General features: G+C 66.1%; 25 protein-coding genes. 15 read left to right on the plus strand and 10 right to left on the minus strand.

Going from position 1 to position 21185, the window contains the following annotated elements:
- Window positions 1-116: 116 nt before the first annotated feature.
- Both dnaN and EOD43_RS01840 read left to right on the plus strand, forming a co-directional pair.
- On the plus strand, window positions 117-1220 hold the full coding sequence (gene dnaN, locus EOD43_RS01835; protein WP_127740537.1) for a DNA polymerase III subunit beta: 1104 nt from the start codon (window positions 117-119) through the stop codon (window positions 1218-1220).
- Between the two features lie 125 nt (window positions 1221-1345).
- A complete protein-coding gene (locus tag EOD43_RS01840) occupies window positions 1346-2257 on the plus strand; it encodes an EamA family transporter (RefSeq protein WP_127740538.1) in 912 nt (303 codons plus the stop codon).
- Window positions 2258-2260: 3 nt separating this feature from the next.
- On the opposite strand, the gene EOD43_RS01845 is transcribed toward EOD43_RS01840, so the two are convergent.
- Window positions 2261-2674 (minus strand): VOC family protein, encoded by a 414-nt coding sequence (locus EOD43_RS01845; RefSeq protein ID WP_127740540.1) that lies wholly within the window; start codon window positions 2672-2674, stop codon window positions 2261-2263.
- Between the two features lie 86 nt (window positions 2675-2760).
- Here EOD43_RS01845 and EOD43_RS01850 point away from each other — a divergent pair, with 86 nt between their 5' ends.
- Entirely contained in the window at window positions 2761-2973 is a 213-nt protein-coding gene (locus EOD43_RS01850; protein ID WP_127740542.1) for a hypothetical protein, read from the plus strand.
- Window positions 2974-2975: 2 nt separating this feature from the next.
- On the opposite strand, the gene EOD43_RS01855 is transcribed toward EOD43_RS01850, so the two are convergent.
- Window positions 2976-3521 (minus strand): DUF1697 domain-containing protein, encoded by a 546-nt coding sequence (locus EOD43_RS01855; RefSeq protein ID WP_164857056.1) that lies wholly within the window; start codon window positions 3519-3521, stop codon window positions 2976-2978.
- A 34-nt stretch (window positions 3522-3555) separates the two neighbouring features.
- On the opposite strand from EOD43_RS01855, the gene gmk reads away from it, so the two are divergent.
- From gmk to EOD43_RS01870, 3 genes are all read left to right on the plus strand, one after another.
- On the plus strand, window positions 3556-4197 hold the full coding sequence (gene gmk / locus EOD43_RS01860; RefSeq protein ID WP_127740546.1) for a guanylate kinase: 642 nt from the start codon (window positions 3556-3558) through the stop codon (window positions 4195-4197).
- A 5-nt stretch (window positions 4198-4202) separates the two neighbouring features.
- The gene (locus EOD43_RS01865) at window positions 4203-4610 is read left to right on the plus strand and encodes a DUF1801 domain-containing protein (protein WP_127740548.1); all 408 of its coding nucleotides are present in this window, start codon (window positions 4203-4205) and stop codon (window positions 4608-4610) included.
- A gap of 95 nt (window positions 4611-4705) precedes the next feature.
- Window positions 4706-5266: a hypothetical protein gene (locus tag EOD43_RS01870; RefSeq protein WP_127740550.1), complete on the plus strand. Its 561-nt coding sequence runs from the start codon at window positions 4706-4708 to the stop codon at window positions 5264-5266.
- Between the two features lie 125 nt (window positions 5267-5391).
- Here EOD43_RS01870 and EOD43_RS01875 read toward each other — a convergent pair whose 3' ends face one another.
- The 6 genes from EOD43_RS01875 to EOD43_RS01900 all read right to left on the minus strand — a co-directional run bounded on the left by EOD43_RS01875 (window position 5392) and on the right by EOD43_RS01900 (window position 9369).
- Window positions 5392-6081, minus strand: coding sequence for an ATP12 family chaperone protein (locus tag EOD43_RS01875; protein ID WP_127740552.1), 690 nt, complete (start codon window positions 6079-6081; stop codon window positions 5392-5394).
- Window positions 6078-6749: an HAD-IA family hydrolase gene (locus EOD43_RS01880; RefSeq protein ID WP_127740554.1), complete on the minus strand. Its 672-nt coding sequence runs from the start codon at window positions 6747-6749 to the stop codon at window positions 6078-6080. Before EOD43_RS01880 ends, EOD43_RS01875 begins: the two co-directional genes overlap by 4 nt.
- Entirely contained in the window at window positions 6746-7339 is a 594-nt protein-coding gene (locus EOD43_RS01885) for an FMN-binding negative transcriptional regulator (protein WP_127740556.1), read from the minus strand. Before EOD43_RS01885 ends, EOD43_RS01880 begins: the two co-directional genes overlap by 4 nt.
- The gene (locus tag EOD43_RS01890) at window positions 7339-8451 is read right to left on the minus strand and encodes an RluA family pseudouridine synthase (RefSeq protein ID WP_127740558.1); all 1113 of its coding nucleotides are present in this window, start codon (window positions 8449-8451) and stop codon (window positions 7339-7341) included. The genes EOD43_RS01885 and EOD43_RS01890 overlap by 1 nt, the downstream gene beginning before the upstream one ends.
- The gene (crcB, locus tag EOD43_RS01895; protein ID WP_127740560.1) at window positions 8451-8825 is read right to left on the minus strand and encodes a fluoride efflux transporter CrcB; all 375 of its coding nucleotides are present in this window, start codon (window positions 8823-8825) and stop codon (window positions 8451-8453) included. The genes EOD43_RS01890 and crcB overlap by 1 nt, the downstream gene beginning before the upstream one ends.
- Window positions 8826-8886: 61 nt before the next feature.
- Complete coding sequence (locus EOD43_RS01900; protein ID WP_127740562.1) at window positions 8887-9369, minus strand: hypothetical protein; 483 nt, start codon at window positions 9367-9369, stop codon at window positions 8887-8889.
- A 165-nt stretch (window positions 9370-9534) separates the two neighbouring features.
- Here EOD43_RS01900 and EOD43_RS01905 point away from each other — a divergent pair, with 165 nt between their 5' ends.
- The 9 genes from EOD43_RS01905 (at window position 9535) to acnA (ending at window position 19245) form a co-directional block, all read left to right on the plus strand.
- Window positions 9535-9969: a cupin domain-containing protein gene (locus EOD43_RS01905; protein ID WP_240653044.1), complete on the plus strand. Its 435-nt coding sequence runs from the start codon at window positions 9535-9537 to the stop codon at window positions 9967-9969.
- A gap of 104 nt (window positions 9970-10073) precedes the next feature.
- Window positions 10074-10760 (plus strand): Crp/Fnr family transcriptional regulator, encoded by a 687-nt coding sequence (locus EOD43_RS01910; protein WP_127740566.1) that lies wholly within the window; start codon window positions 10074-10076, stop codon window positions 10758-10760.
- Window positions 10761-10940: 180 nt separating this feature from the next.
- Complete coding sequence (locus tag EOD43_RS01915) at window positions 10941-11579, plus strand: phosphoribosylanthranilate isomerase (RefSeq protein WP_127740568.1); 639 nt, start codon at window positions 10941-10943, stop codon at window positions 11577-11579.
- A complete protein-coding gene (gene trpB / locus EOD43_RS01920) occupies window positions 11576-12793 on the plus strand; it encodes a tryptophan synthase subunit beta (RefSeq protein WP_127740570.1) in 1218 nt (405 codons plus the stop codon). The genes EOD43_RS01915 and trpB overlap by 4 nt, the downstream gene beginning before the upstream one ends.
- On the plus strand, window positions 12790-13605 hold the full coding sequence (gene trpA, locus EOD43_RS01925) for a tryptophan synthase subunit alpha (RefSeq protein ID WP_127740572.1): 816 nt from the start codon (window positions 12790-12792) through the stop codon (window positions 13603-13605). Before trpB ends, trpA begins: the two co-directional genes overlap by 4 nt.
- Window positions 13602-14456 carry an acetyl-CoA carboxylase, carboxyltransferase subunit beta gene (gene accD / locus EOD43_RS01930; protein ID WP_127740574.1) on the plus strand — a complete coding sequence of 285 codons (855 nt, stop codon included), beginning with the start codon at window positions 13602-13604 and terminating at the stop codon, window positions 14454-14456. Before trpA ends, accD begins: the two co-directional genes overlap by 4 nt.
- 126 nt (window positions 14457-14582) lie before the next feature.
- Window positions 14583-15908, plus strand: a complete 1326-nt coding sequence (locus EOD43_RS01935; RefSeq protein ID WP_127740576.1) for a bifunctional folylpolyglutamate synthase/dihydrofolate synthase — start codon at window positions 14583-14585, stop codon at window positions 15906-15908.
- A 71-nt stretch (window positions 15909-15979) separates the two neighbouring features.
- On the plus strand, window positions 15980-16420 hold the full coding sequence (locus tag EOD43_RS01940) for a DUF6628 family protein (protein ID WP_127740578.1): 441 nt from the start codon (window positions 15980-15982) through the stop codon (window positions 16418-16420).
- Between the two features lie 140 nt (window positions 16421-16560).
- Window positions 16561-19245, plus strand: a complete 2685-nt coding sequence (gene acnA, locus EOD43_RS01945) for an aconitate hydratase AcnA (protein WP_127740580.1) — start codon at window positions 16561-16563, stop codon at window positions 19243-19245.
- Between the two features lie 133 nt (window positions 19246-19378).
- Here the strand turns inward: acnA and EOD43_RS01950 are convergent, their stop codons facing one another.
- Window positions 19379-20521 (minus strand): aspartyl/asparaginyl beta-hydroxylase domain-containing protein, encoded by a 1143-nt coding sequence (locus tag EOD43_RS01950; RefSeq protein ID WP_127740582.1) that lies wholly within the window; start codon window positions 20519-20521, stop codon window positions 19379-19381.
- Window positions 20518-21177 carry a CAF17-like 4Fe-4S cluster assembly/insertion protein YgfZ gene (gene ygfZ / locus EOD43_RS01955; protein ID WP_127740584.1) on the minus strand — a complete coding sequence of 220 codons (660 nt, stop codon included), beginning with the start codon at window positions 21175-21177 and terminating at the stop codon, window positions 20518-20520. Before ygfZ ends, EOD43_RS01950 begins: the two co-directional genes overlap by 4 nt.
- Window positions 21178-21185: the final 8 nt, after the last annotated feature.

Here is a 21185-nt window from a genome sequence, read left to right on the forward strand (position 1 = left end):
AGAGGGCCGGGGAGCAACCTCCCCGGCCCTTATCCCCATATTTGCGATGCGTGGGGGCTGGAAGGGGACGAAAGCCGCGCTATAACGTCGGTCCATTCAGCATATTCGGGGCGGCAATGAAGGCAACGATCGAGCGGGCGACTCTTCTGAAGAGCCTGGGCCACGTCCAATCGGTGGTCGAGCGCCGCAACACCATTCCGATCCTCTCCAACGTCCTGCTCGAAGCGTCGGCCGATGGCACGCTCAAGCTGATGGCGACCGATCTCGACCTGCAGGTCGTTGAGTCGGTGCCGGTGACGGTGGATCAGCCGGGCGCGATCACCGTGTCGGCACACACATTGTTCGACATCGTCCGCAAGCTGCCCGAAGGCAGCCAGGTCAGCCTGTCGGCCGCCGACGGCAAGATGCTGATCGTCGCGGGCCGTGCGCGCTTCAACCTGCAGACGCTGCCGCGCGACGATTTCCCGATGATCGCGGAAGGCGACCTGCCGACCAGCTTCGAACTGCCGGCCGAAACGCTCAAGCAGATCATCGATAAGACCCGCTTCGCGATCTCGACCGAAGAGACGCGTTATTATCTGAACGGCATCTTCTTCCACGTCGCCGACGACGTGCTGAAGGCCGCCGCGACCGACGGCCACCGCCTCGCGCGCGTCACCGTCGCCAAGCCCGAGGGCGCGGAGGGCATGCCCGACGTGATCGTCCCGCGTAAGTGCGTGGGCGAACTGCGCAAGCTGCTCGACGAGGTCGATGGTTCGGTTCAGGTTTCGCTGTCGTCGACCAAGATCCGCTTCGGTCTGGGCACTGCGGTGCTGACGTCGAAGCTGATCGACGGCACCTTCCCCGATTATAACCGCGTCATCCCGACCGCGAACGACAAGCTGCTCAAGATCGACCCGACCAGCTTCATGCAGGGCGTAGATCGCGTCGCCACGATCGCGTCGGAAAAGACCCGCGCGGTGAAGATGGCGCTCGATCGCGACAAGATCACCCTGTCGGTGACGAGCCCGGAGAACGGCACGGCGGCCGAAGAAGTGCCGGGCGAATATACGTCGCCGGGCTTCGAAATCGGCTTCAACGCACGCTACCTGATGGACATTCTGGGTCAGATCGACGGCGATCTGGTCGAGGTCCACCTGGCCGATGCGGCGGCGCCGACGTTGATCCGCGAGAATGACAAGGCGCCGGCGCTATATGTGCTGATGCCGATGCGGGTCTGACGCAACACCGTCTCACCTGAGTCGTCATTGCGACCCCGGACCTGATCCGGGGGAAGCAATCCATTCCGAACTGCGGAGTGGATTGCCGCGTCGCCTGCGGCTCCTCGCAATGACGAGGTAGAAGCGTGCACCACCGCCTTCACATCCTGCACATCCTGCTCGCCATCGCGGTGGTCGCGGTGTGGGGGACCAATTTCGTCGTCATCCGCTGGGCGCTGGACGATCTGCCGCCATTGCTGTTCGCGACGTTGCGCTTCACCTTCGCCTTGTTCCCGGCGTGCTTGTTCCTGAAACGGCCGGCGGTCGGATGGCGCTATCTGGCGGCCTACGGCGTGCTGATCGGCTTCGGCCAGTTCGGCATGCTCTATATCGCGATGGACGGGCATATCTCGCCGGGCCTCGCGAGCCTCGTCGTCCAGACGCAGGTGTTCTTCACGATCGGGCTGGCGATGCGGATGAGCGGGGAGCGGATCCGCTTCTTCCAGTTCGTCGCTCTGCTGCTGGGCAGCGCGGGGATCGCGACGATCATGTTCCACGGCGGGGGCAGCGCGACGCCGCTGGGCCTCGGCCTCGTGCTGGTCGCGGCGCTCAGCTGGGCGGGCGGCAATCAGGTCGCGAAGCTCAGCGGGGCGACCGACATGCTCGCTTTCGTCGTGTGGGCCAGCCTGTTCTCGGTCCCGCCCTTGCTGATCGCGTCGCTGGTGCTGGAGGGGTGGCATCGCGACGTCGCCGCGATCGCCTCGGCCGGTCCGGGCGCGTGGGGCGCGGTCATCTGGCAGTCGGTGGGCAATACGATGTTCGGCTATGCCGCCTGGGGCTGGCTGCTCGCACGGCATCCGGCGGCGACGATCACGCCGATGGCGATGCTGGTGCCCCTGTTCGGCATGGGCGCGTCGGCGCTGCTGCTGAGCGAGCCCTTGCCCGCATGGAAGCTGATCGCCGCCGCGCTCGTGATGGCGGGGCTGGCGATCAACATCCTGTGGCCGATGGCCTCGCGCCTCCCCGGCCTGCCGTGGCGACGGGGGGCGGGGGTCTAGGTTTTACCAGACGCCCGTATTCGGCATCGAGGCCCAGGGCTCGGCGGGTTCGAGATGCCCGTCCTGCAACAGCTCGATCGAGATATTGTCGGGGGTGCGCACGAACGCCATGTGGCCGTCGCGCGGGGGGCGGTTGATCGTGTAGCCCGCGTCCATGATCCGCTGGCACGTCTCGTAGATATTCTCGACCCGATAGGCGAGGTGGCCGAAATTGCGGCCGCCGTCATAGCCCGCCTCGTCCCAATTATGGGTGAGTTCGACTTGCGCATCCTCGTCGCCCGGCGCGGACAGGAAGATCAGGGTGAAGCGCCCCGCCTCATTGTCCCAACGCTTGGTTTCGCGCAGGCCGACCAGCTCCAGAAAGCGGATCGTCTCGGCCGGGTCCGACACCCGGATCATCGTGTGGAGATATTTCATGGGCGGCAATTTAGGGCCGGCACGATGCCGGAACAAGCCGGGGCGGGCGGTGTTGATGCGGCGAACCTTCAAAGGGAGATTGGGACATGATCGGTAAGGTCATCGGTGCGCTGGTCGGGCGCGAAATCGATCGTCGCGATGGCGAGGGCGGCCTGAAGGGCGCGGTGATCGGCGCGGCATCGGTGGGCCTGCTCCGCCGTCTGGGGCCGATCGGCCTGCTCGCGGGCGGCGCCTTCGTCGCCAAGCGCGCTTATGATCGCCGCAAGGCGAACAAGGCGGGTATCGCGCCGGCCGAATAAGCCTATCCGGCCAGCATTTCCGCAATCTTGAGGACGGTGCGCCAGTTGCGCATCGTCACGGTCGATCCCGCCGCCTTGTCGACGGCGGCGGGGGTGATCTTGGTGTCTCGGACGCCCTCGGCGAAGTCGATCCAGATCGCGTCGCCGCGCACGACCACCTTCTCGCCATGCTTGCCGCGCGCTTCGAGCGTGTCGGCGATGCCGTCGGCGGGCGGACGCTTGCTCAGCCCCAGATGGATGATGTTGCCGCGATCGTCAGGGTCGGCGAAGGGCGGGGCCTTGGCATAGGCCGCCCATTGCTTTGCGGAGCGGGCGATCGCCTCCACCTTGAAACCGCACAGCCGCTCGATGATCGATTCGATCGCGGCCTCGGCATCGGCCGCATTCCCGGCCGTGAAGACGATATTGCCGCTCTGGATATAGGTTTCGACATCGTCGAACCCGGCGGTGCGGCAGGCATCGCGCAGATCGGCCATCGGCACCTTGCGGTTGCCGCCGACATTGATGCCGCGAAGCAGGACGACATGTTTCTCCATCGCTTCCGACATTGACGCCGGCCACCCTCCTGACGCAAGAGCCGGCATGGCCCACAAGACCCTGAAGCGCCGCGGCGTGTTGTTCGTCCTCTCCTCGCCCTCGGGCGCCGGCAAGTCGACGATCGCGCGGCGGCTGCTCGCATCGGACAATCAGCTGCAGATGTCGGTCTCCGCGACCACCCGGCCGATGCGTCCCGGCGAAGTCGACGGCGTCGACTATCATTTCGTCGATCTCGAACAGTTCCGCGCCAGCGTGTCCGATGGCGAGTTCCTCGAATGGGCGCACGTCTTCAACCACCGCTACGGCAGCCCGAAGAAGCCGATCTACGACATTCTCGATGCGGGCAGCGACGTGCTGTTCGACATCGACTGGCAGGGCGCGCAGCAGCTGCACCAGACGTGCGGCGGCGACGTGGTGCGCGTGTTCATCCTGCCGCCGTCAATGCCCGAGCTGGAGGAACGGCTGCGCAAGCGCGCGACCGACAGTGAGGAAGTGATCGTCGGCCGCATGCAGCGCGCCAGCGCCGAGATCAGCCATTGGGACGGCTATGATTACGTCCTGATCAACGACGATATCGATCGCTGCTTCGCCGAGGTGCAGCATATCCTCGAGGCCGAGCGACTTAAGCGCAGCCGCCAGACCGGGCTGATCGGCTTCATCCGCAAGCTGAACAACCCGCCGGCCTGATCACGATGGCCGAGCCGAAACTTCTGTCCGGCGGCAATCCGCAAATCCCGAAGGGTGAAGGCGACGCGCCCGTCCAGGCCTATATCGCCGCCATGCCCGGCTGGAAGCAGCGGATCGGGCGCACCGTTGACGCGATCGTGGCGCAGGTCGTTCCCGACGTGCGCAAGGCCGTCAAATGGAACACGCCTTTCTATGGGCTGGACGGGGCGACCTGGTTCCTGTCGTTTCACTGCTTCGAACGCTACGTGAAGCTCACTTTCTTTCGCGGAACCTCGCTCGATCCGGTGCCACCCGGCAAGTCGAAACAGGCCGAGGTCCGCTACCTCGATATCCGCGAGGATGATGCGATCGACGAGGCGCAACTGGCCGACTGGATCCGGCAGGCGAGCGCCCTGCCGGGCGAGAAGCTCTAGACCACCGAGATCATCGCCCGTTCCGCCGCACAAGGTTTGCGTGGAACGATCGCATTTCTAGTCTGTTGCGCCACGATAACGACAAGGATCGCAACATGGCCAAAACGCTGTTCGGGGGGCTGGTGGGGGGCTTCGCGCTCTACATGATCGGCTTCCTGTTCTGGGGGACGCCGCTCAGCCTGCTGGCGTTCAACCGGATCGAGGAGCCGCAGGCCGCCGCCCTTCAACTCGCGCTCGCGCAGACGCTGACGCCCGGCGGGACGGGCACCTACACGATCCCGTCACCTGGCAGCGCGAACGGATCGGTGCTGTACGGCAAGGGGCCGATCGCAACGATCCACTATAATATGTCGGGCTTCCCGGTGGTCGATACCGGCGCGCTGCTGCAGGGATTGATCCTCGCTTTGATTACCGGCGTGTTGATCGCGCTGGCGATGGGGGCGGTGGGCAATCGCGTGATCGATTTCGCCAGCCGTGCGCGGATCGCCATCCTGTTTGCGCTGGGGACGACGCTCTACACCGTCCTCGGCCAGCCGATCTTCAACCATTTCGGCTGGGGCTATTGGGTCTATCTGTTCGTCGGCCAGTTTCTGGGGCTGGCGGTGTGTGGCCTGATCATCGCGCGCTGGTTTTTGCCGCGCACGGCACTTGGCTAACCCTCATCTGTCATCCCGGTCTTGTGCCGGGATCCACCAAGCCGCGAGCGCAGCATATATTGTCGGACGGCGAGGCCAGCCTCCCGGTGGACCCCGGAACAAGTCCGGGGTGACGATAATGGTGGTTAAAGCAAAGTCAGAAAGCGCGCCGCTGCCTCGAAATCGCGGCGGCGGGCGTCGCGGGCTTGGGTCGCGAGCGCGTCCTCGCCCCATTTCTCGACCTGCCACAGTTCGTCAAGATGGGCTGCGTCGAAGGCTTCGACCGGGTCGATCCGGCCTTCGAGCAGCGCCAGCGACAGGACCAGTGAACCACCGATCGTCACGATCGGCTGGAGTGCTGCGAGCCGGAAGGGGTCGAGCGCCGCGACCACCTGCGCGAGCCGGGCGACCGTTTCGGCCGGCTGGGGCTGGTGCATGATCCCGGTGACGAGGGTGAAGCCGACATCGTAACGCTCGCGCGCCCAGCCGAGCAGCGGATCCCACGCCGCGGCCTGATGCGCGACCAGCGTATCGGGGCTGTCGGCGCGGTAGCAGAGCAGCTCGCTCTCGCCATAGACGGCGACCATGTTGGCGAAGGTTTGCGGATCGGCGCTGATCTGGTCGATCGCGGCGTTAGACAGGCCGGTGATCGGCATGGCGCGGGGATCGATCGTCTCGACCTGCGCCTCCCATTCCGCCGCGACCGCCTCGGCAAGCGGCAGGGTGGGGAGTGCCAGCGTCGCCCGCTGGGGCGTCTTCACGCCGCGCCCGTCGAGCAGGATGGCGTGGCCTTCGTCGGTGGGCTCGATGGTGACGGTCTTGTAGAAACGCTTCACAATGGCTCGCTGATCGCGGTTTCGAGAATGGCGGGAAGCTGGCCCGGCTGATCGGCGACGAAGTGCGCGCCCTCATCGAACAGTTCCTGCGCCTCATGATAGCCCCAGGCGACGCCGACGGTGGTGCAGCCGGCGGCGATGCCCATGCCGATGTCGAAGCTGGTATCGCCGATCATCGCGGTCGTTTCCGGCCCAGCGCCGGTTTCGGCCATCGCCAGCATCGCCATCGACGGATGCGGTTTGGACGGGTGGCGATCGGCGGTCTGGAGCGTCGAGAAGAGGTGGGTCAGCTTGTGCGCGGCGAGGATGTGCGCGAGGCCGCGATCCGACTTGCCGGTCGCGACGCCCAGCATCCAGCCCGCGTCGAACAGTTCGTGCAGCGTCTCGGCAATGCCGGGAAATAGCGGCTCATCGACCTGCCCCATCGCGCGCAGCCGCTGGAACGCCTGCTTATAGCGTTCGGCGAGATGGTGGTGGAGCGCGTCGTCGGCTTCGGGGATCAGCCGCCCGATCGCCTGCGGCAGGCTGAGCCCCACGATGCGGCGCGTGGCGCTGTCGGCGGGCGGCTCCAATCCCTCGGCGGCGAAGGCGTCGGCCATTGCGCGGCAGATGATCGCCTGGCTGTCGGCCAGCGTGCCGTCGCAATCGAACAGAGCGAGCCGGTTCATGCGCGCGCCTCCGCGACCAAAGCCGCATGATCGGGGTGGGTGGTTTCGAGCGCGGCGATCACGCCCGCGCGATCGGCGGCATTCTTGTTCTGGCTGAGCTTGCGGATGCCGCGCCATTCGGGGGCATCGACCGCAAAACCGAAGATCGCCTTGGTCATCGCGTCGAAACGGCCTTCGGGCATCTTGTCCTTCGTCCACGGCGCCTTGGGGACGAGCCGCGCTTCATGTTCTGCGCTCAGCCCGTCGAGCTGGGCGACGAGTTCGGCGTCGGTGAGGCGGCGGGCAATCCCCTCGATCTCGACCGCGACATAGTTCCACGTCGGAACGCTGTCCTTCGCCGCATACCAATCGGGGCTGACGTAGAAATCGGCGCCGCCGACGATCGCGAGCAGCCGCCCGCCGTCGAGATGTTTCGCGATCGGGTTGGTGCGGGCGAGGTGAAAGCGGATCGCGCCGTCATCGGCCACCGACAGGGGAGCGTGCGCTGCGATCGGGCCGTCCGGACCCGCGACGATCAGGTGCGCGAAGCTGCGATCGCGGGCGAATGCCTGCATCGCGGCCACATCGCTCCAGATGGCGGTGGGGTGCATCAGGCGCGCCCGCGGCCCCGGCGTTCGCCCTTGCGCGCGCGGCGGGCATCCTTCGCCTTGGCGGTGGCGGCGCGGCGCTTGCCCTCGGCGGTTTCGGAGAATTTGACGTCGTCGATCGGCAGGTCGCCCTGCGATTCCTCGAAGCCCAGCAAGGCGAAGCTTTCGGTGAAATGCTGGGGCAGGCTCGCCACGACGTCGATCTGGCCGCCATCGGGATGATCGACCTTCAGCCGGCGGGCGTGGAGGTGCATCTTGCGGCTGACACCGCCCGACAGGAAGGCTTCGGCCCCGCCATATTTGCCGTCGCCGACGATCGGATGGCCGATCGCCGCCATGTGGACGCGCAGCTGGTGGGTGCGGCCGGTATAGGGCTGCAGCTCGACCCAGCAGGCGCGGTTGCCGATGCGATCAATCACGCGATAGCGGGTGCGCGCAGGCGAACCCTCCTTCTCGTCGACATGCATCTTCTCGCCGCCGGTGCCCGGTTGCTTGGCGATCGGCAGTTCGATCATGCCGTCGTCGATCGAAGGCACGCCGGCGATCAGCGCCCAATAGACCTTGCGCGCGGTGCGGCTGCTGAACGCCTTGGCGAAATGGCCCGCGGCATTGGCCGATCGCGCGATCAGGAGGACGCCCGACGTATCCTTGTCGAGCCGATGGACGAGCTTGGGCCGTCCCTCCGCCTCAAACTGGAGCGCGTCGAGCAGGCCGTCGACATGGCGCTCGGTCTTGGTGCCGCCCTGCGTCGCGAGGCCGGGGGGCTTGTTGATCACGATCGCCTGCCGATCGCGATGGATGACCAGGCTCTGCGCGAGTTCGGTATCCTCCGCGCTCAGCGGCGCGCGGACGCGCTTGGGCTTGGCGGCGGCCGTCGGGACCAGGGTGGCTTCGGGCGGCGGCACGCGCAGCACCTGGCCCGCCTCGATCCGGTCGCCCGGCGCGACGCGTTTGCCGTCGATGCGCAGCTGCCCGGTGCGCGCCCAGCGCGAGACGATGTTGAAGCTGGTGTCGGGCATGTGCCGCTTGAACCAGCGATCGAGGCGGATGCCGTCGTCATCCTGCGCGATCGTGAACTGGCGGGCTTCCTCGGCGGTGGGTTTCTGTTCGGCCATCAGGCGATCCTAACAAATGCAAGTCCGGCCATCAGCGCGAGCAGCGAGCCCGCGACCGACGAACCGATATAGGCGGCGCCCAGCGCATAATCCCCACGCCCGAACATGTTGATCGTTTCGAGTGTGAAGGACGAAAAAGTGGTGAAGCCGCCGAGGACGCCGACCCCGAAGAACAGGCGAACATTTTCGGCGCCATCGCCTGTCTTCACAAGGATGCCGACCAGCATTCCCATCAGGAAGCCGCCGATGATGTTCGCGCACCACGTGCCCCACGGAAAACCGGGGCCGAACAGGCGCGTCGCGATATAGCTCAGATGATAGCGGAAGCCCGCGCCGATCGCGCCGCCGATCATAACAAGTAACAGGGGTGGCATGGCCCGCGCTTTAGCGGTTGGCGCGATTATGCGCCAGCCTGCGCCACAACTCGGTTCCGACTCAGTCTTTCTGCTCGACGATCAGGATCTGGCCCTTGGTGTTGGCGCCATCGGCGGCGGCCGTGATCGTCACCTTGTCGCCATCGTCCTTGATCGCGTTGACGGTGGTGCCGTCCAGCGTGACGCCGGTGAAGCCGGCTTCCTTCGCGGCATTCTGATAATATGTGGCGACGGCGGCGGGGGCGCCGGGGGCGGTATAGCCCATCGTCACCGTATCGCCGGGGCCGGATTTGCCGACGACATTGACGTTGGCGACCTTGCTGCCCGGAAACAGCTTCATCCCGTCGATATCCATATCGGCGCTGCTGATGTCGATGCCGGGAATGTCGACCTTCGCCTTGAAGCCGGGCGCGTCGATCGAAACGCCGCTTTCGGTCGAGACGACGACATTGCCGCTTTCGTCCTTCGCCTTGTCGCCGACCTTCACCTCGCAACCGGCAAGCGCCAGAGCGGGCAGGGCGATCAGGATCAGTTTGGCGCGCATCGTCATCCTCCGAAGTTTGAAACTGTATTATATAAATAATACACATCGAGCAAGAGAAAGGCCCCGCTCCCGCCAGGGGGAACAGGGCCTCTCATTTACGCCACGCAACAGTGATGGAATCAACTGGCGTCGCGGCCGCGAGTTGCATGAACAGAAAACAACGTCATGTTCATCCGAATGCAGGAAAACCAAGCCGCCGCGCTGATCCGCGCGCTCGATCTCGCGCCGCATCCCGAAGGCGGCTGGTATCGCCAGACGTGGAGAGAGGGATCGGGCGGGCGCGGCCATGCGACCGCGATCTATTTCCTGCTGGAGGCGGGGCAAAGGTCGCACTGGCACCGGGTCGATGGGACCGAATTGTGGCTGTTCCACGCCGGCACGCCGCCGCGCCTTTTGATTGCCGAGGCCGAAGGCGCGCCGGTGGAGACGATCCGGATCGGCCCCGACCCGCTGGCCGGGCACAGCCCGCAGGCGATCGTGCCGACCGGCTGGTGGCAGGCGACCGAGACCGACGGCGGTTGGGCCTTGGTCAGTTGCGTGGTTGCGCCTGGGTTCGAATTCGGCGGTTTCGAGCTTGCGCCGCCGGGCTGGGCGCCCTGAAAGCTTGCCAAGGCGCGGCCGTCCATGCGACTTTAACCATTATCGCGCCGCCGGGAATCGGCGCCAGTTTGCGTATTCGTCGGGAGTTTCTTGGGGGATCTGGAATGTCGCCGGAACAGCTTGCCGCATTGCTGCCGGCCAACAGCGTCTTCGCCGACGGTTCGAGCGAACAGCTCGCCGATCTGTTGCGCGCGGGCAAGCTGCAGACGCTCACCCCCAATGAAGTGATCCTGCGCCAGGGCGACGACGGCGATTCGCTGGTCATCCTTCTCGAAGGCGTGGTGCGCGTCAGCATGGTGACCCCGAACGGGCGCGAAATCATCCTCGACTATGCCGAGCCGGGCGCCGTGGTGGGCGAGATCGCCGTTCTCGACGGCGAACCGCGCACCGCATCCGCCATTTCGATGTGGCAGGGCCGCCTGCTGCGTCTGAGCCGCCGCGCGTTCGAGGAATATATGGAGCGGCATCCGAAGATCGCGATCCGCCTGCTGCGCGAACTGGCACATCGCCTGCGCCAGACCAACGCGACGATCGAAAGCGACCGCGCCTTCACCACTGGCCCGCGCCTTGCCCGCTATCTCAAGCGGCTCAACGATTCGAAGGTCAACGGCGCGAAGCTGACCAGCGATCTCAGCCAGAGCGAACTCGGCATGTTCGTCGGCATCAGCCGTGAGAATATCAATCGCCAGCTGTCGGCCTGGGCGAACGATGGCGTGATCGAACTGAGCCAGGGCAAGATCCGCGTGATCGACGCCGACTATCTCAGCCAGATCGCCGAGGCGGTGTATTGAGGCGTCGGCCTCGTCTCCTTCCTTCGTCATTGCGAGCATAGCGAAGCAATCCAGGCCTGGATCAGGCGAGGTTCGCGACCCTCTCCAGTGCGGGCCTGGATTGCCGCGTCGCCTTCGGCTCCTCGCAATGACGAGCTGGGGAGTTGACGTAATCGCCCGCCCAGCCGACATGCCGCGTCCATGCAGCGCGTAACAGCCAAGATTTGCGGGCTTTCGACGCCGGAGACGGTGGGCGCGGCCGTGCGCCACGGGGCGAGCCATGTCGGCTTCATGTTCTTCCCGAAAAGCCCGCGCAATGTGGAGCCCGAACAGGCGGCGCAGCTGGCCGCGATCGTGCCCGCGCATGTCGTGAAGGTCGGCGTCCTCGTCGATCCCGATGACGAGATGGTCGCGCGCGCCGTCGCTTCGGGGCTGGACGCGATCCAGCTGCACGGCGGCGAGGCGCCCGATCGGGTCGCGGCGCTCAAGGCGCGGCATGGTATCGAGGCGTGGAAGGTGCTGTCGGTCCGCACCCGCGCCGATCTGGACAAGGCGCGCGCCTATAAGGGCGCGGCCGATCGCATCCTCTATGACGCCAAGACGCCCGAGGGCGCGCTGCCCGGCGGGATGGGGCTGCGCTTCGACTGGACCCTGCTTGACGGCTTCGCGCATCCTTTGCCCTGGGCGCTGGCCGGCGGCATCGATGTCGCCAATGTCGGGGATGCGGCGGGGCGGACGGGCGCGCGGTTGATCGATGTTTCGTCGGGCGTCGAAAGTGCGCCGGGCGTAAAGGACGTGGACAAGATCGCCGCCTTCCTTCAACGGGTCGCGCAGCTATGACCGATGCTATTCCCAATTCGTTGCGCTCCTATCCCGATGCGCAGGGCCAGTTCGGCGAGTTCGGCGGACGTTATGTCTCCGAAACGCTGATGCCGCTGATCCTCGATCTCGAGGCCGAATATCGCGCGGCGAAGGCCGATCCGGCGTTTCAGGCCGAGTTTGACGATCTGCTCGCCAATTATGTCGGGCGGCCCAGCCCGCTTTATTATGCCGAGCGGCTGACCGAGCATCTGGGCGGCGCCAAGATCTATCTGAAGCGCGAGGAGCTGAATCACACCGGCGCGCACAAGATCAACAATTGCATCGGCCAGATCCTGCTCGCCAAGCGGATGGGCAAGACGCGGATCATCGCGGAGACGGGCGCGGGCCAGCATGGCGTGGCGACCGCCACCGTCGCGGCGCGCTTCGGTCTGCCGTGCACCATCTTCATGGGCGCGGTCGATGTCGCGCGGCAGCAGCCGAACGTGTTCCGCATGAAGTTGCTCGGCGCCGAAGTCCGCCCGGTGATCAGCGGCGCGCAGACGCTGAAGGACGCGATGAACGAGGCGTTGCGCGACTGGGTCGCGAACGTCCACGACACCTTCTACATCATCGGCACCGCCGCCGGCCCGCATCCCTATCCGGAGCTGGTGCGCGATTTCCAGTCGGTGATCGGCAATGAAACGCGCCAGCAGATCCTGGCCGCCGAAGGGCGCCTGCCCGACATGCTGATCGCGCCGGTGGGCGGTGGATCGAACGCAATCGGGCTGTTCCACCCGTTCCTTGACGACGCCGATGTCGCGATGGTCGGCACCGAGGCGGCGGGCGACGGAGTCGATACCGGCCGCCATGCCGCGAGCCTGACCGGCGGGACGCCCGGCGTCCTCCACGGCAACCGCACCTATTTGCTGCAGGACGAGGACGGCCAGATCACCGAGCCGCACTCGATCTCGGCGGGGCTCGATTATCCGGGGATCGGCCCCGAACATAGCTGGCTGCACGAAATCGGCCGGGTGAAATATGTGCCCGTTACCGACAATGAGGCGGTCGACAGCTTCCAGCGTCTGACGAAGCTGGAGGGGATCATCCCCGCGCTCGAATCCGCGCATGCGGTTGCGGCGTGCGAGAAGATCGCGCCCACGATGGGCAAAGACAAGATCATCGTCGTCAATCTGTCGGGCCGCGGCGACAAGGATATCCCGACGATCGCCGATCGGCTGGGGGTGGCGCTGTGAGCCGTCTTGCGACCACCTTCGCGCGCCTGAAGGGCGAAGGGCGCGCCGCGCTCGTCACCTATGTGATGGGCGGCGATCCGACGCCGGGCGACACCGCCGCGATCCTCGACTCGCTTGTCGCGGGCGGGGCCGACGTGATCGAACTGGGCATGCCCTTCACCGATCCGATGGCCGATGGCCCCGCGATCCAGAAGGCGGGGCTGCGCGCGCTGGGCGCCAAGACGACGACGGCGGACGTGTTCACGATCGCCGCCGCCTTCCGCGCGCGCCATCCTGAAACCCCGCTGGTGTTGATGGGCTATGCCAATCCGATGGTGCGGCGGGGCGCGGACTGGTTCGCGGCCGAATGTGCCAAGGCGGGCGTCGACGGGGTGATCTGCGTCGACATCCCGCCTGAGCAGGATGGCGACCTTGGCCCCGCTCTGCGCAAGGCCGGGGTCGATCCGATCCGGCTCGCAACGCCGACGACCGATGCGAAGCGGCTGCCCGCCGTCCTCGATGGCGCGTCGGGCTTCCTCTATTATGTCTCGGTCGCCGGGATCACCGGGCTGCAGCAGGCGGCGCAGGCGAGCATCGAGGATGCGGTCGCGCGGCTGAAGGCGGGCACGGACCTGCCCGTCGCGGTCGGCTTCGGCGTGCGTACCCCCGAACAGGCGGCCGCGATTGCGGGTGTCGCCGATGGGGTGGTGGTCGGCTCCGCGATCGTCGATATAGTGGGGCAAGAGGGTGCGGCCGCCGCACCTGCCGTTCGTTTATTCATCGAGGCCTTGAGCGGTGCGATCCGCTCGGCCGACCGGGAGAAAGCCGCATGAGCTGGCTCGATAATGTCCGCAAGAAGATCCCCTTCATCGCGAAGCGGGATGCGCCCGAGAACCTCTGGCACAAATGCCCTGGCTGCGCGCAGATGATCTTCGTGAAGGAATATGAGGAAAATCTGTCGGTCTGCCCGCGCTGCAACCATCATGGTCGCATCGGGCCGGACGAACGCTTCGACCAGCTGTTCGACAATGGCGTCTATACGCCGCTGCCGACCCCGGAGGTGCGCGAGGATCCGCTGAAGTTCCGCGACACCAAGAAATATGTCGACCGGATCAAGACCGCGCGCACCGCGACCGGCGAACAGGACGCGCTGATCAACGCGCGCGGGCTGATCGAGGGTTTCCGCGCCGTCGTCGGCGTGCAGGATTTCGCCTTCATGGGCGGATCGATGGGGCTGGCGGTCGGCGCGGCCTTCGTCGCCGGGGTCGAGGCGGCGATTGCGGACAAGTGCCCGTATATCATCTTCACCGCGGCGGGCGGCGCGCGGATGCAGGAGGGTATCCTCTCGCTGATGCAGATGCCCAAGACGACGGTGGCGATCCAGAAGCTGCACGATGCGGGCCTGCCCTATATCGTGGTGATGACCGATCCGACGACGGGCGGCGTCACCGCATCCTATGCGATGCTGGGCGACGTCCAGCTGGCCGAGCCGGGTGCGCTGATCGGCTTTGCGGGCCAGCGCGTGATCGAACAGACGATCCGCGAAAAGCTGCCCGAAGGATTCCAGCGCGCCGAATATCTGCTCGATCACGGCATGCTCGACATGGTCGTCGTCCGCGCCGATCTGCGCCGCGAACTCGCGCGGCTGATCGACTATCTGGCGCCGCAGAAGAAGGCGGCGTGAGTCTCCCCCTCCCTGCCAAGGGAGGGGGCCGGGGGGTGGGTGACGCCGGTTGTGGCATACACCGGCTTGCCGCTCGGTTCGGCCTGACCCACCCCAACCCCTCCCTTGGCAGGGAGGGGCTTTAACGTGGTCGACTTCGCCGTCTCTTCGGACCCCGCGGTGCAGGCGCAGCTCGATCGGCTGACCCTGTTGTCGCCGGGGGCGGACATCCTCGGGCTCGATCGGATCACGCAGCTGCTCGATCGGCTCGGGCGGCCGCAGGACCGGCTGCCGCCGGTCTTCCATGTCGCGGGCACCAACGGCAAGGGATCGACCTGCGCCTATCTGCGCGCCGCGATCGAGGCGGCGGGGCTGAGCGCGCATGTCTATACCAGCCCGCATCTCGTGCGTTTCAACGAACGGATCCGGATCGCGGGCGAGCTGATCGAGGACAATGAGCTCGCGCCACTGCTGGCCGAGGTTCTCGAAGTCGCGGGCGATCTGGGGGCGAGCTTCTTCGAGGTGACGACCGCTGCGGCCTTCCTCGCCTTCAGCCGCGCGCCGGCCGATGCATGCATCATCGAGGTCGGGCTGGGCGGTCGGCTCGACGCGACCAATGTGATCGAGGCGCCGGCGATCTGCGGCATCGCTCAGCTTGGCCTCGATCATCAGGCGTTTCTGGGCGACACGATCGAGGATATCGCCGCCGAAAAGGCCGGAATCGCGAAGCCCGACATTCCGATCGTCAGCCTCCATTATCCTGCCAGCGTCGCCAACCGGATCGGACAGGCGACGCGCGCCGTGAAGGCACCGTGGCTGGCGAAGGGCGGGGTTTGGGATGCGGCCGCCTATCGCGGGCGACTCCATTATCGCGATGCGCAGGGGAAGCTCGAACTGCCGCTGCCCAGCCTGCCGGGCGGGCATCAGGCGATGAATGCGGGCCTTGCGGTCGCGATGCTGCGGCATCAGCAGGCGCTGACGATCCCGCCGTCGGCGCTGCGCGCGGCGATGGGCTGGGCGCACTGGCCCGCGCGGCTCCAGCATCTGCACGACGGCCCGTTGCTGGCGACGCTGCCGCCGGGGTCCGAACTGTGGCTCGACGGCGGGCACAATCCGGCGGCCGCACGCGCGATCGGCGATTATCTGCGCAGCCGCTTTGCGGGCGATCGGCCGCTCCACCTGATCCTCGGTCTGCTCGCCAACAAGGATGCGAACGGCTTTCTGGGCAACCTCAAGCTGATCGGCGCGACCGTCCATGCGGTGCCGATCGCGGGCCACGCGCATCACGAACCCGAAGCACTGGCGACTATGGCGCGCGATGCGGGGTTTAAGGCGTGGAGCAGCGCCGGCGTCGAATCGGCGCTGGCCGCGATCGCCGCCGAACCGGCCGATTTGCCGCCCGTGGTGCTGATCGGCGGCTCGCTTTATCTCGCGGGAACGGTGCTCGCCGCAAATGGGATGATGCCCGACTGATCCTTTCTGCAATTGCGATTGACTTGCAATAACAAATGGGCTCCTGTGTCCTCACACAAGGAGGAAGCCCCATGAGCAGCCAGGCAAAGCCCATCGCCGATATTCTGCCGATCGCAGCACCCGACGATGATGGCGTGCGCCTGTTCCTGCATGCGGTGCGCCGGATGGGGGCAGGGGGGCTGAACGATGCGCAGGCCGCCAACGCGCTGATCGGCGCGTTCGGCCTGTCCTTTCGCCGCCCGCTGGTGCTGATGCGCGCGCTCATGTCCGAACTGGCGCGCGTTTCCGAACGATCGATCATGATCGCGCCCGCCTGCTGCTGCCGGATGACCGCGGCCGAATCGATGCTGGTGGAGGCGGTCGCCGGATCGTGCGAAAGCCCGCGCGCCGCGCATGCCATGTTCCGCGCGCTTACCTGCGCCGACAATTGCCTTGGGCTGCTGTCGAGCGCGCAGGCGGTGGCGCAGGCCTTTTCCGATCTCGCCCGCCCGCTGGAGCCTGCCGGGCACTGATCCGACGCGGATAGCGCGTCCCACTCATTTCGCCGCCGTGTCGCTTTAAGGCGACGCGAATGCTGCGCTGCACCTTTTTCCGGGCGATATCCGTCCCTATATAAGCGGCCTGATCTTCACTGAAACGAAGGGGGCTGCGCATGACCGCGGTTGGCCAGGATACGCTCAAAACTCGCGCGACGCTCAACGTCGATGGCAAGCATTATGCTTATTATTCGCTCGCCAAGGCGGCCGAACAGCTGGGTGACGTATCCCGCCTGCCTTTCTCGATGAAGGTGCTCCTCGAAAATCTGCTCCGCTTCGAAGACGGCACCACCGTCACGGTGGAGGACGTCCAGGCGATCATCGACTGGCAGAAGGATCGCAAGTCCGAACGCGAGATCCAGTATCGCCCCGCGCGCGTGCTGATGCAGGATTTCACCGGCGTCCCTTGCGTGGTCGATCTGGCCGCGATGCGCGATGCGATGAACAAGCTGGGCGGCGACGCGCAGAAGATCAATCCGCTGGTCCCCGTCCACCTCGTCATCGATCACTCGGTGATGGTCGACAGCTTCGGCACGCCCAAGGCGTTCGATGAGAATGTCGAGCTGGAATATGCCCGCAATGGCGAGCGTTACGAATTTCTGCGCTGGGGATCGAAGGCGCTCAACAATTTCAAGGTCGTGCCGCCGGGCACCGGCATCTGCCACCAGGTGAATCTGGAAAATATCGCGCAGGCGGTGTGGAGCTCGGCCGACGGATCGGGCACGCCGGTAGCCTATCCCGACACCTGCGTCGGCACCGACAGCCACACCACGATGGTCAACGGCCTGGGCGTGCTCGGCTGGGGCGTCGGCGGGATCGAGGCGGAGGCCGCGATGCTGGGGCAGCCCGTGTCGATGCTGATCCCCGAAGTCGTCGGTTTCAAGCTGACGGGCACGCTGACCGAAGGCATCACCGCGACCGATCTGGTGCTGACCGTGACGCAGATGCTGCGCGCCAAGGGCGTGGTTGGCCGCTTCGTCGAGTTTTACGGCCCCGGTCTCGACGCGCTCAGCCTCGCCGATCGCGCGACCATCGCCAATATGGCGCCCGAATATGGCGCGACCTGCGGCTTCTTCCCGATCGACGACGCGACCCTCGTCTATATGCGCCTCACCGGCCGGACCGAGGGCAGCATCGCGCTGACCGAAGCCTATGCCAAGGCGCAGGGCTTCTGGCGCGACGCGACGTCGGAAGATCCGGTCTTTACCGATACGCTGCAGCTCGACATGTCGACGGTGCAGCCCTCGCTCGCCGGGCCGAAGCGTCCGCAGGATCGCGTGCTGCTCAACGCCGTCGACGAAGGTTTCAATTCGGAACTCGCCAGCGGCTACAAGAAGGGTGACGAAGGCGCCAAGCGCGTCGCCGTCGAAGGCACCGACTTCGATCTGGGCCACGGCGACGTCGTGATCGCCGCGATCACCAGCTGCACCAACACGTCGAACCCGTCGGTGATGGTCGCCGCCGGCCTTGTCGCCCGCAAGGCGAATGCGCTGGGCCTCAAGGCGAAGCCGTGGGTGAAGACCTCGCTGGCGCCGGGTTCGCAGGTCGTGACCGATTATCTCGCCCGCGCCGGCCTGACCAAGGATCTCGACGCGATCGGCTTCAACCTGGTCGGCTATGGCTGCACGACGTGTATCGGCAATTCCGGGCCGCTGCCCGATCCGATCAGCAAGGCGATCAACGGCAATGATCTGGTCGCCTCGGCCGTGCTGTCGGGCAACCGCAACTTCGAAGGCCGCGTCAGCCCCGATGTGCGCGCCAACTATCTGGCCTCGCCGCCGCTGGTGGTCGCTTATGCGCTGTTCGGCACCACGGCGAAGGACATCACCGAAGGGCCGATCGGCACCTCGAACGAGGGCAAGCCGGTCTATCTGAAGGATATCTGGCCGACGACGGCGGAGGTTGCGAACACCGTCGCCGCCGCGATCGATTCCGAAATGTACAAGTCGCGCTACGCCAACGTCTATCAGGGCGACAAGCATTGGCAGGCGATCGATGTCGAAGGGTCCGACACCTATACGTGGCGCGCGGGATCGACCTACGTCGCCAACCCGCCTTATTTCGACGGCATGTCGATGACGCCGGCGCCCGTGACCGACATCATCGATGCGCGCCCGCTCGCGATCTTCGCGGATTCGATCACGACCGACCACATCTCACCGGCCGGCTCGATCAAGGTCGACAGCCCCGCGGGCCGCTATCTGATGGAGCATCAGGTCACCAAGGCCGACTTCAACAGCTACGGCGCGCGGCGCGGCAATCACGACGTGATGATGCGCGGCACCTTCGCCAACATCCGCATCAAGAACCAGATGATCCCCGGCATCGAAGGCGGCATGACCAAGCACATCCCGACGGGTGAGGTGATGGCGATCTACGATGCGGCGATGAAGTATAAGGATGAGGGCACGCCCCTCGTTGTCGTCGCGGGCAAGGAATATGGCACCGGATCGTCGCGCGACTGGGCGGCGAAGGGCACCAACCTGCTCGGCGTCCGCGCGGTCATCACCGAAAGCTTCGAGCGGATCCACCGGTCGAATCTGGTCGGGATGGGCGTGCTGCCGCTCCAGTTCGCCGACGGGATCGACCGTAACACATTGAAGCTCGACGGGACCGAGACCTTCACGATCACCGACGTCGCGAGCCTGCGCCCGCGTCAGGACGTGACGGTGACGATGACGCGCGCCGACGGCACGGTCGAAACCTTCCTGACGAAGTGCCGGATCGATACGGTCAACGAACTCGAATATTTCCTCAACGGCGGCATCCTGCAGTACGTCCTGCGCAAGCTGGCGGCCTGAACCCAAAATCCTCCCCGATATGGGGAGGTGGCGCCGCATGGCGACGGAGGGGGAGCGAGGCTAGGCGGATCGCTTGTGGCCTGCCCCCTCCACCATGCTGCGCATGGTCCCCCTCCCCGTACCGGGGAGGATCTTATTCCGCGTCGTAGAGCCCGATCGCCTCGTACATGGCGGTCAGTGCGGCGCGTTCTTCGGTCGAGAGTTCGGGGCGCCAGATTTCGAACAGCAGGATGATGCGGATCTCGTTCGATCGATTCCACGCCTCATGCTCGATCGAATCGTCGAAGATCGTCAGCTTGCCCGGTTCCCACGCGCGGGTCTGATTGCCGACGCGGATCGCGCAGTCGCCGGGGACGATCAAGGGCAGATGGCAGATCAGCCGCGTGTTGATCATGCCGTTGTGCGGCAGGATGTGTGCGCCCGGCCGCAGCATCGAGAACAGCGCGCTGGGCGATCGGCCTTTGATCACCGGCATCGGCGCGGCCTCCAGCGCCTTCATCGCGGCAGGGAAGCGCGCGGCATGGTCGGTCGGGCCGCCTTCGCGCCAGAGATAGAGCGCGCTCCAGCGCGGATCGTCGAGCAGGCTGTGCGCCTTGTTCGGGCGTCCCTCGACGCGCTCGACATAGGGGCGGAAGGCGCTCTCGCTGTCGGCGACAAAGCTTTCGAGTTCGGCGCGGATCGCGTCGGTCGCCGCCTCGACCTCCTCGACCCAGTCGAACTGGTCGCGCTCGTAAAACTGGGTGTGCGGCAGGCCGGGGAAGAAGAAGGATGTCGGCTGCTGCAGGAAGACTTCGGCCTCCCCGGTCAGGATCGCGATCGCTTCGGCCAGGCGCGGCGGGGGCGTGCCGAAGCCCGCATTGCGCAGCGTCTGCGACAGATGCACGCTATAATCGCGCGATGCGCTGTCGAGCCACGCCTGCACGCGCGGCAGCTCGGCACGGATCGAATCGGGGATCGGCAGGCCGGCGGCGGCGATGTAGAGCGCTTGCGAATAATAGGATGTGGCGGCGCGATTATCCTTGGTGCGCGCGGCCAGATCGCCACGCAGCACCAGCGCCCCGGCATGGCGCGGATCGACTTCGAGCATCTTGTCGAGAGCCTGCCGTTCGCGCTCGTCATCGCCCATCATCCGGCTTGCCTGCGCCAGCAGGAACCAGGGTTCGGGCTTCATGCCCAACGTGATCGCCTGTTCCAGCCCGGCGCGCGCACCGCGCGCATCGCCCCGGCGCAGCGCTTCGATACCAGCGCGGGCGGCAGCTTCGGCCAGTGCACTCATGCCTGTTCGGCCACCATCCATTGCGGGATCAGCGCGTCGCCCGGATTGTCGACCGATCGCCGCTCGACTCGCCCGTCGGGCAGGACGAACAGCCGCCGGTTGACCTTGTTGCGCCAGTTCATCCGGGCGGTGTTTTCCTGGCCCACATAGCAGCCCTTGGTGAAGCTGACCCCGCCCAGCAGATCGGCATTGGCCTCGAGCCAGAGCGTCTTGTCCGATCCGAGTTCGTCGACGCCTTCGGCCACGCCCAGCGACAGACGATGCTCGCGCCATCCCTCGGCCGGCTCATCCGCGGGACCGATCCAGCGGTGGCCGAGCGCGGGCAGGCGCGGATCGGGGACGCCTTCGCCACCATCCTTCGACCAATGCACCGCGAGCGCGGGATCGATCGCGATCTTGATCGGACGGCGCAGGCGATAAAGCGACAGGCGGCGCACAAGCGCCTCGGCCTGCGTCGCCTCGCAGTCGATCAGCAGGTCATCGCCATCGGCCCAGACGAGAAAATCGAACAACGCCTTGCCCTGCGGCGTGAGCAATCCGGCCCAGACGGGCAGGGCGCCGCCGACATCGTTGGTGACGAGGCCCTGCACGAATCCGCGCACATCCTCCCCGGACAGGCGGATGACGGAGCGATCTTGGAGGGTAGTCGTTGGCATGCGGCGAA

Source organism: Sphingomonas crocodyli (genome assembly GCF_004005865.1).
Taxonomy (GTDB): domain Bacteria; phylum Pseudomonadota; class Alphaproteobacteria; order Sphingomonadales; family Sphingomonadaceae; genus Rhizorhabdus; species Rhizorhabdus crocodyli.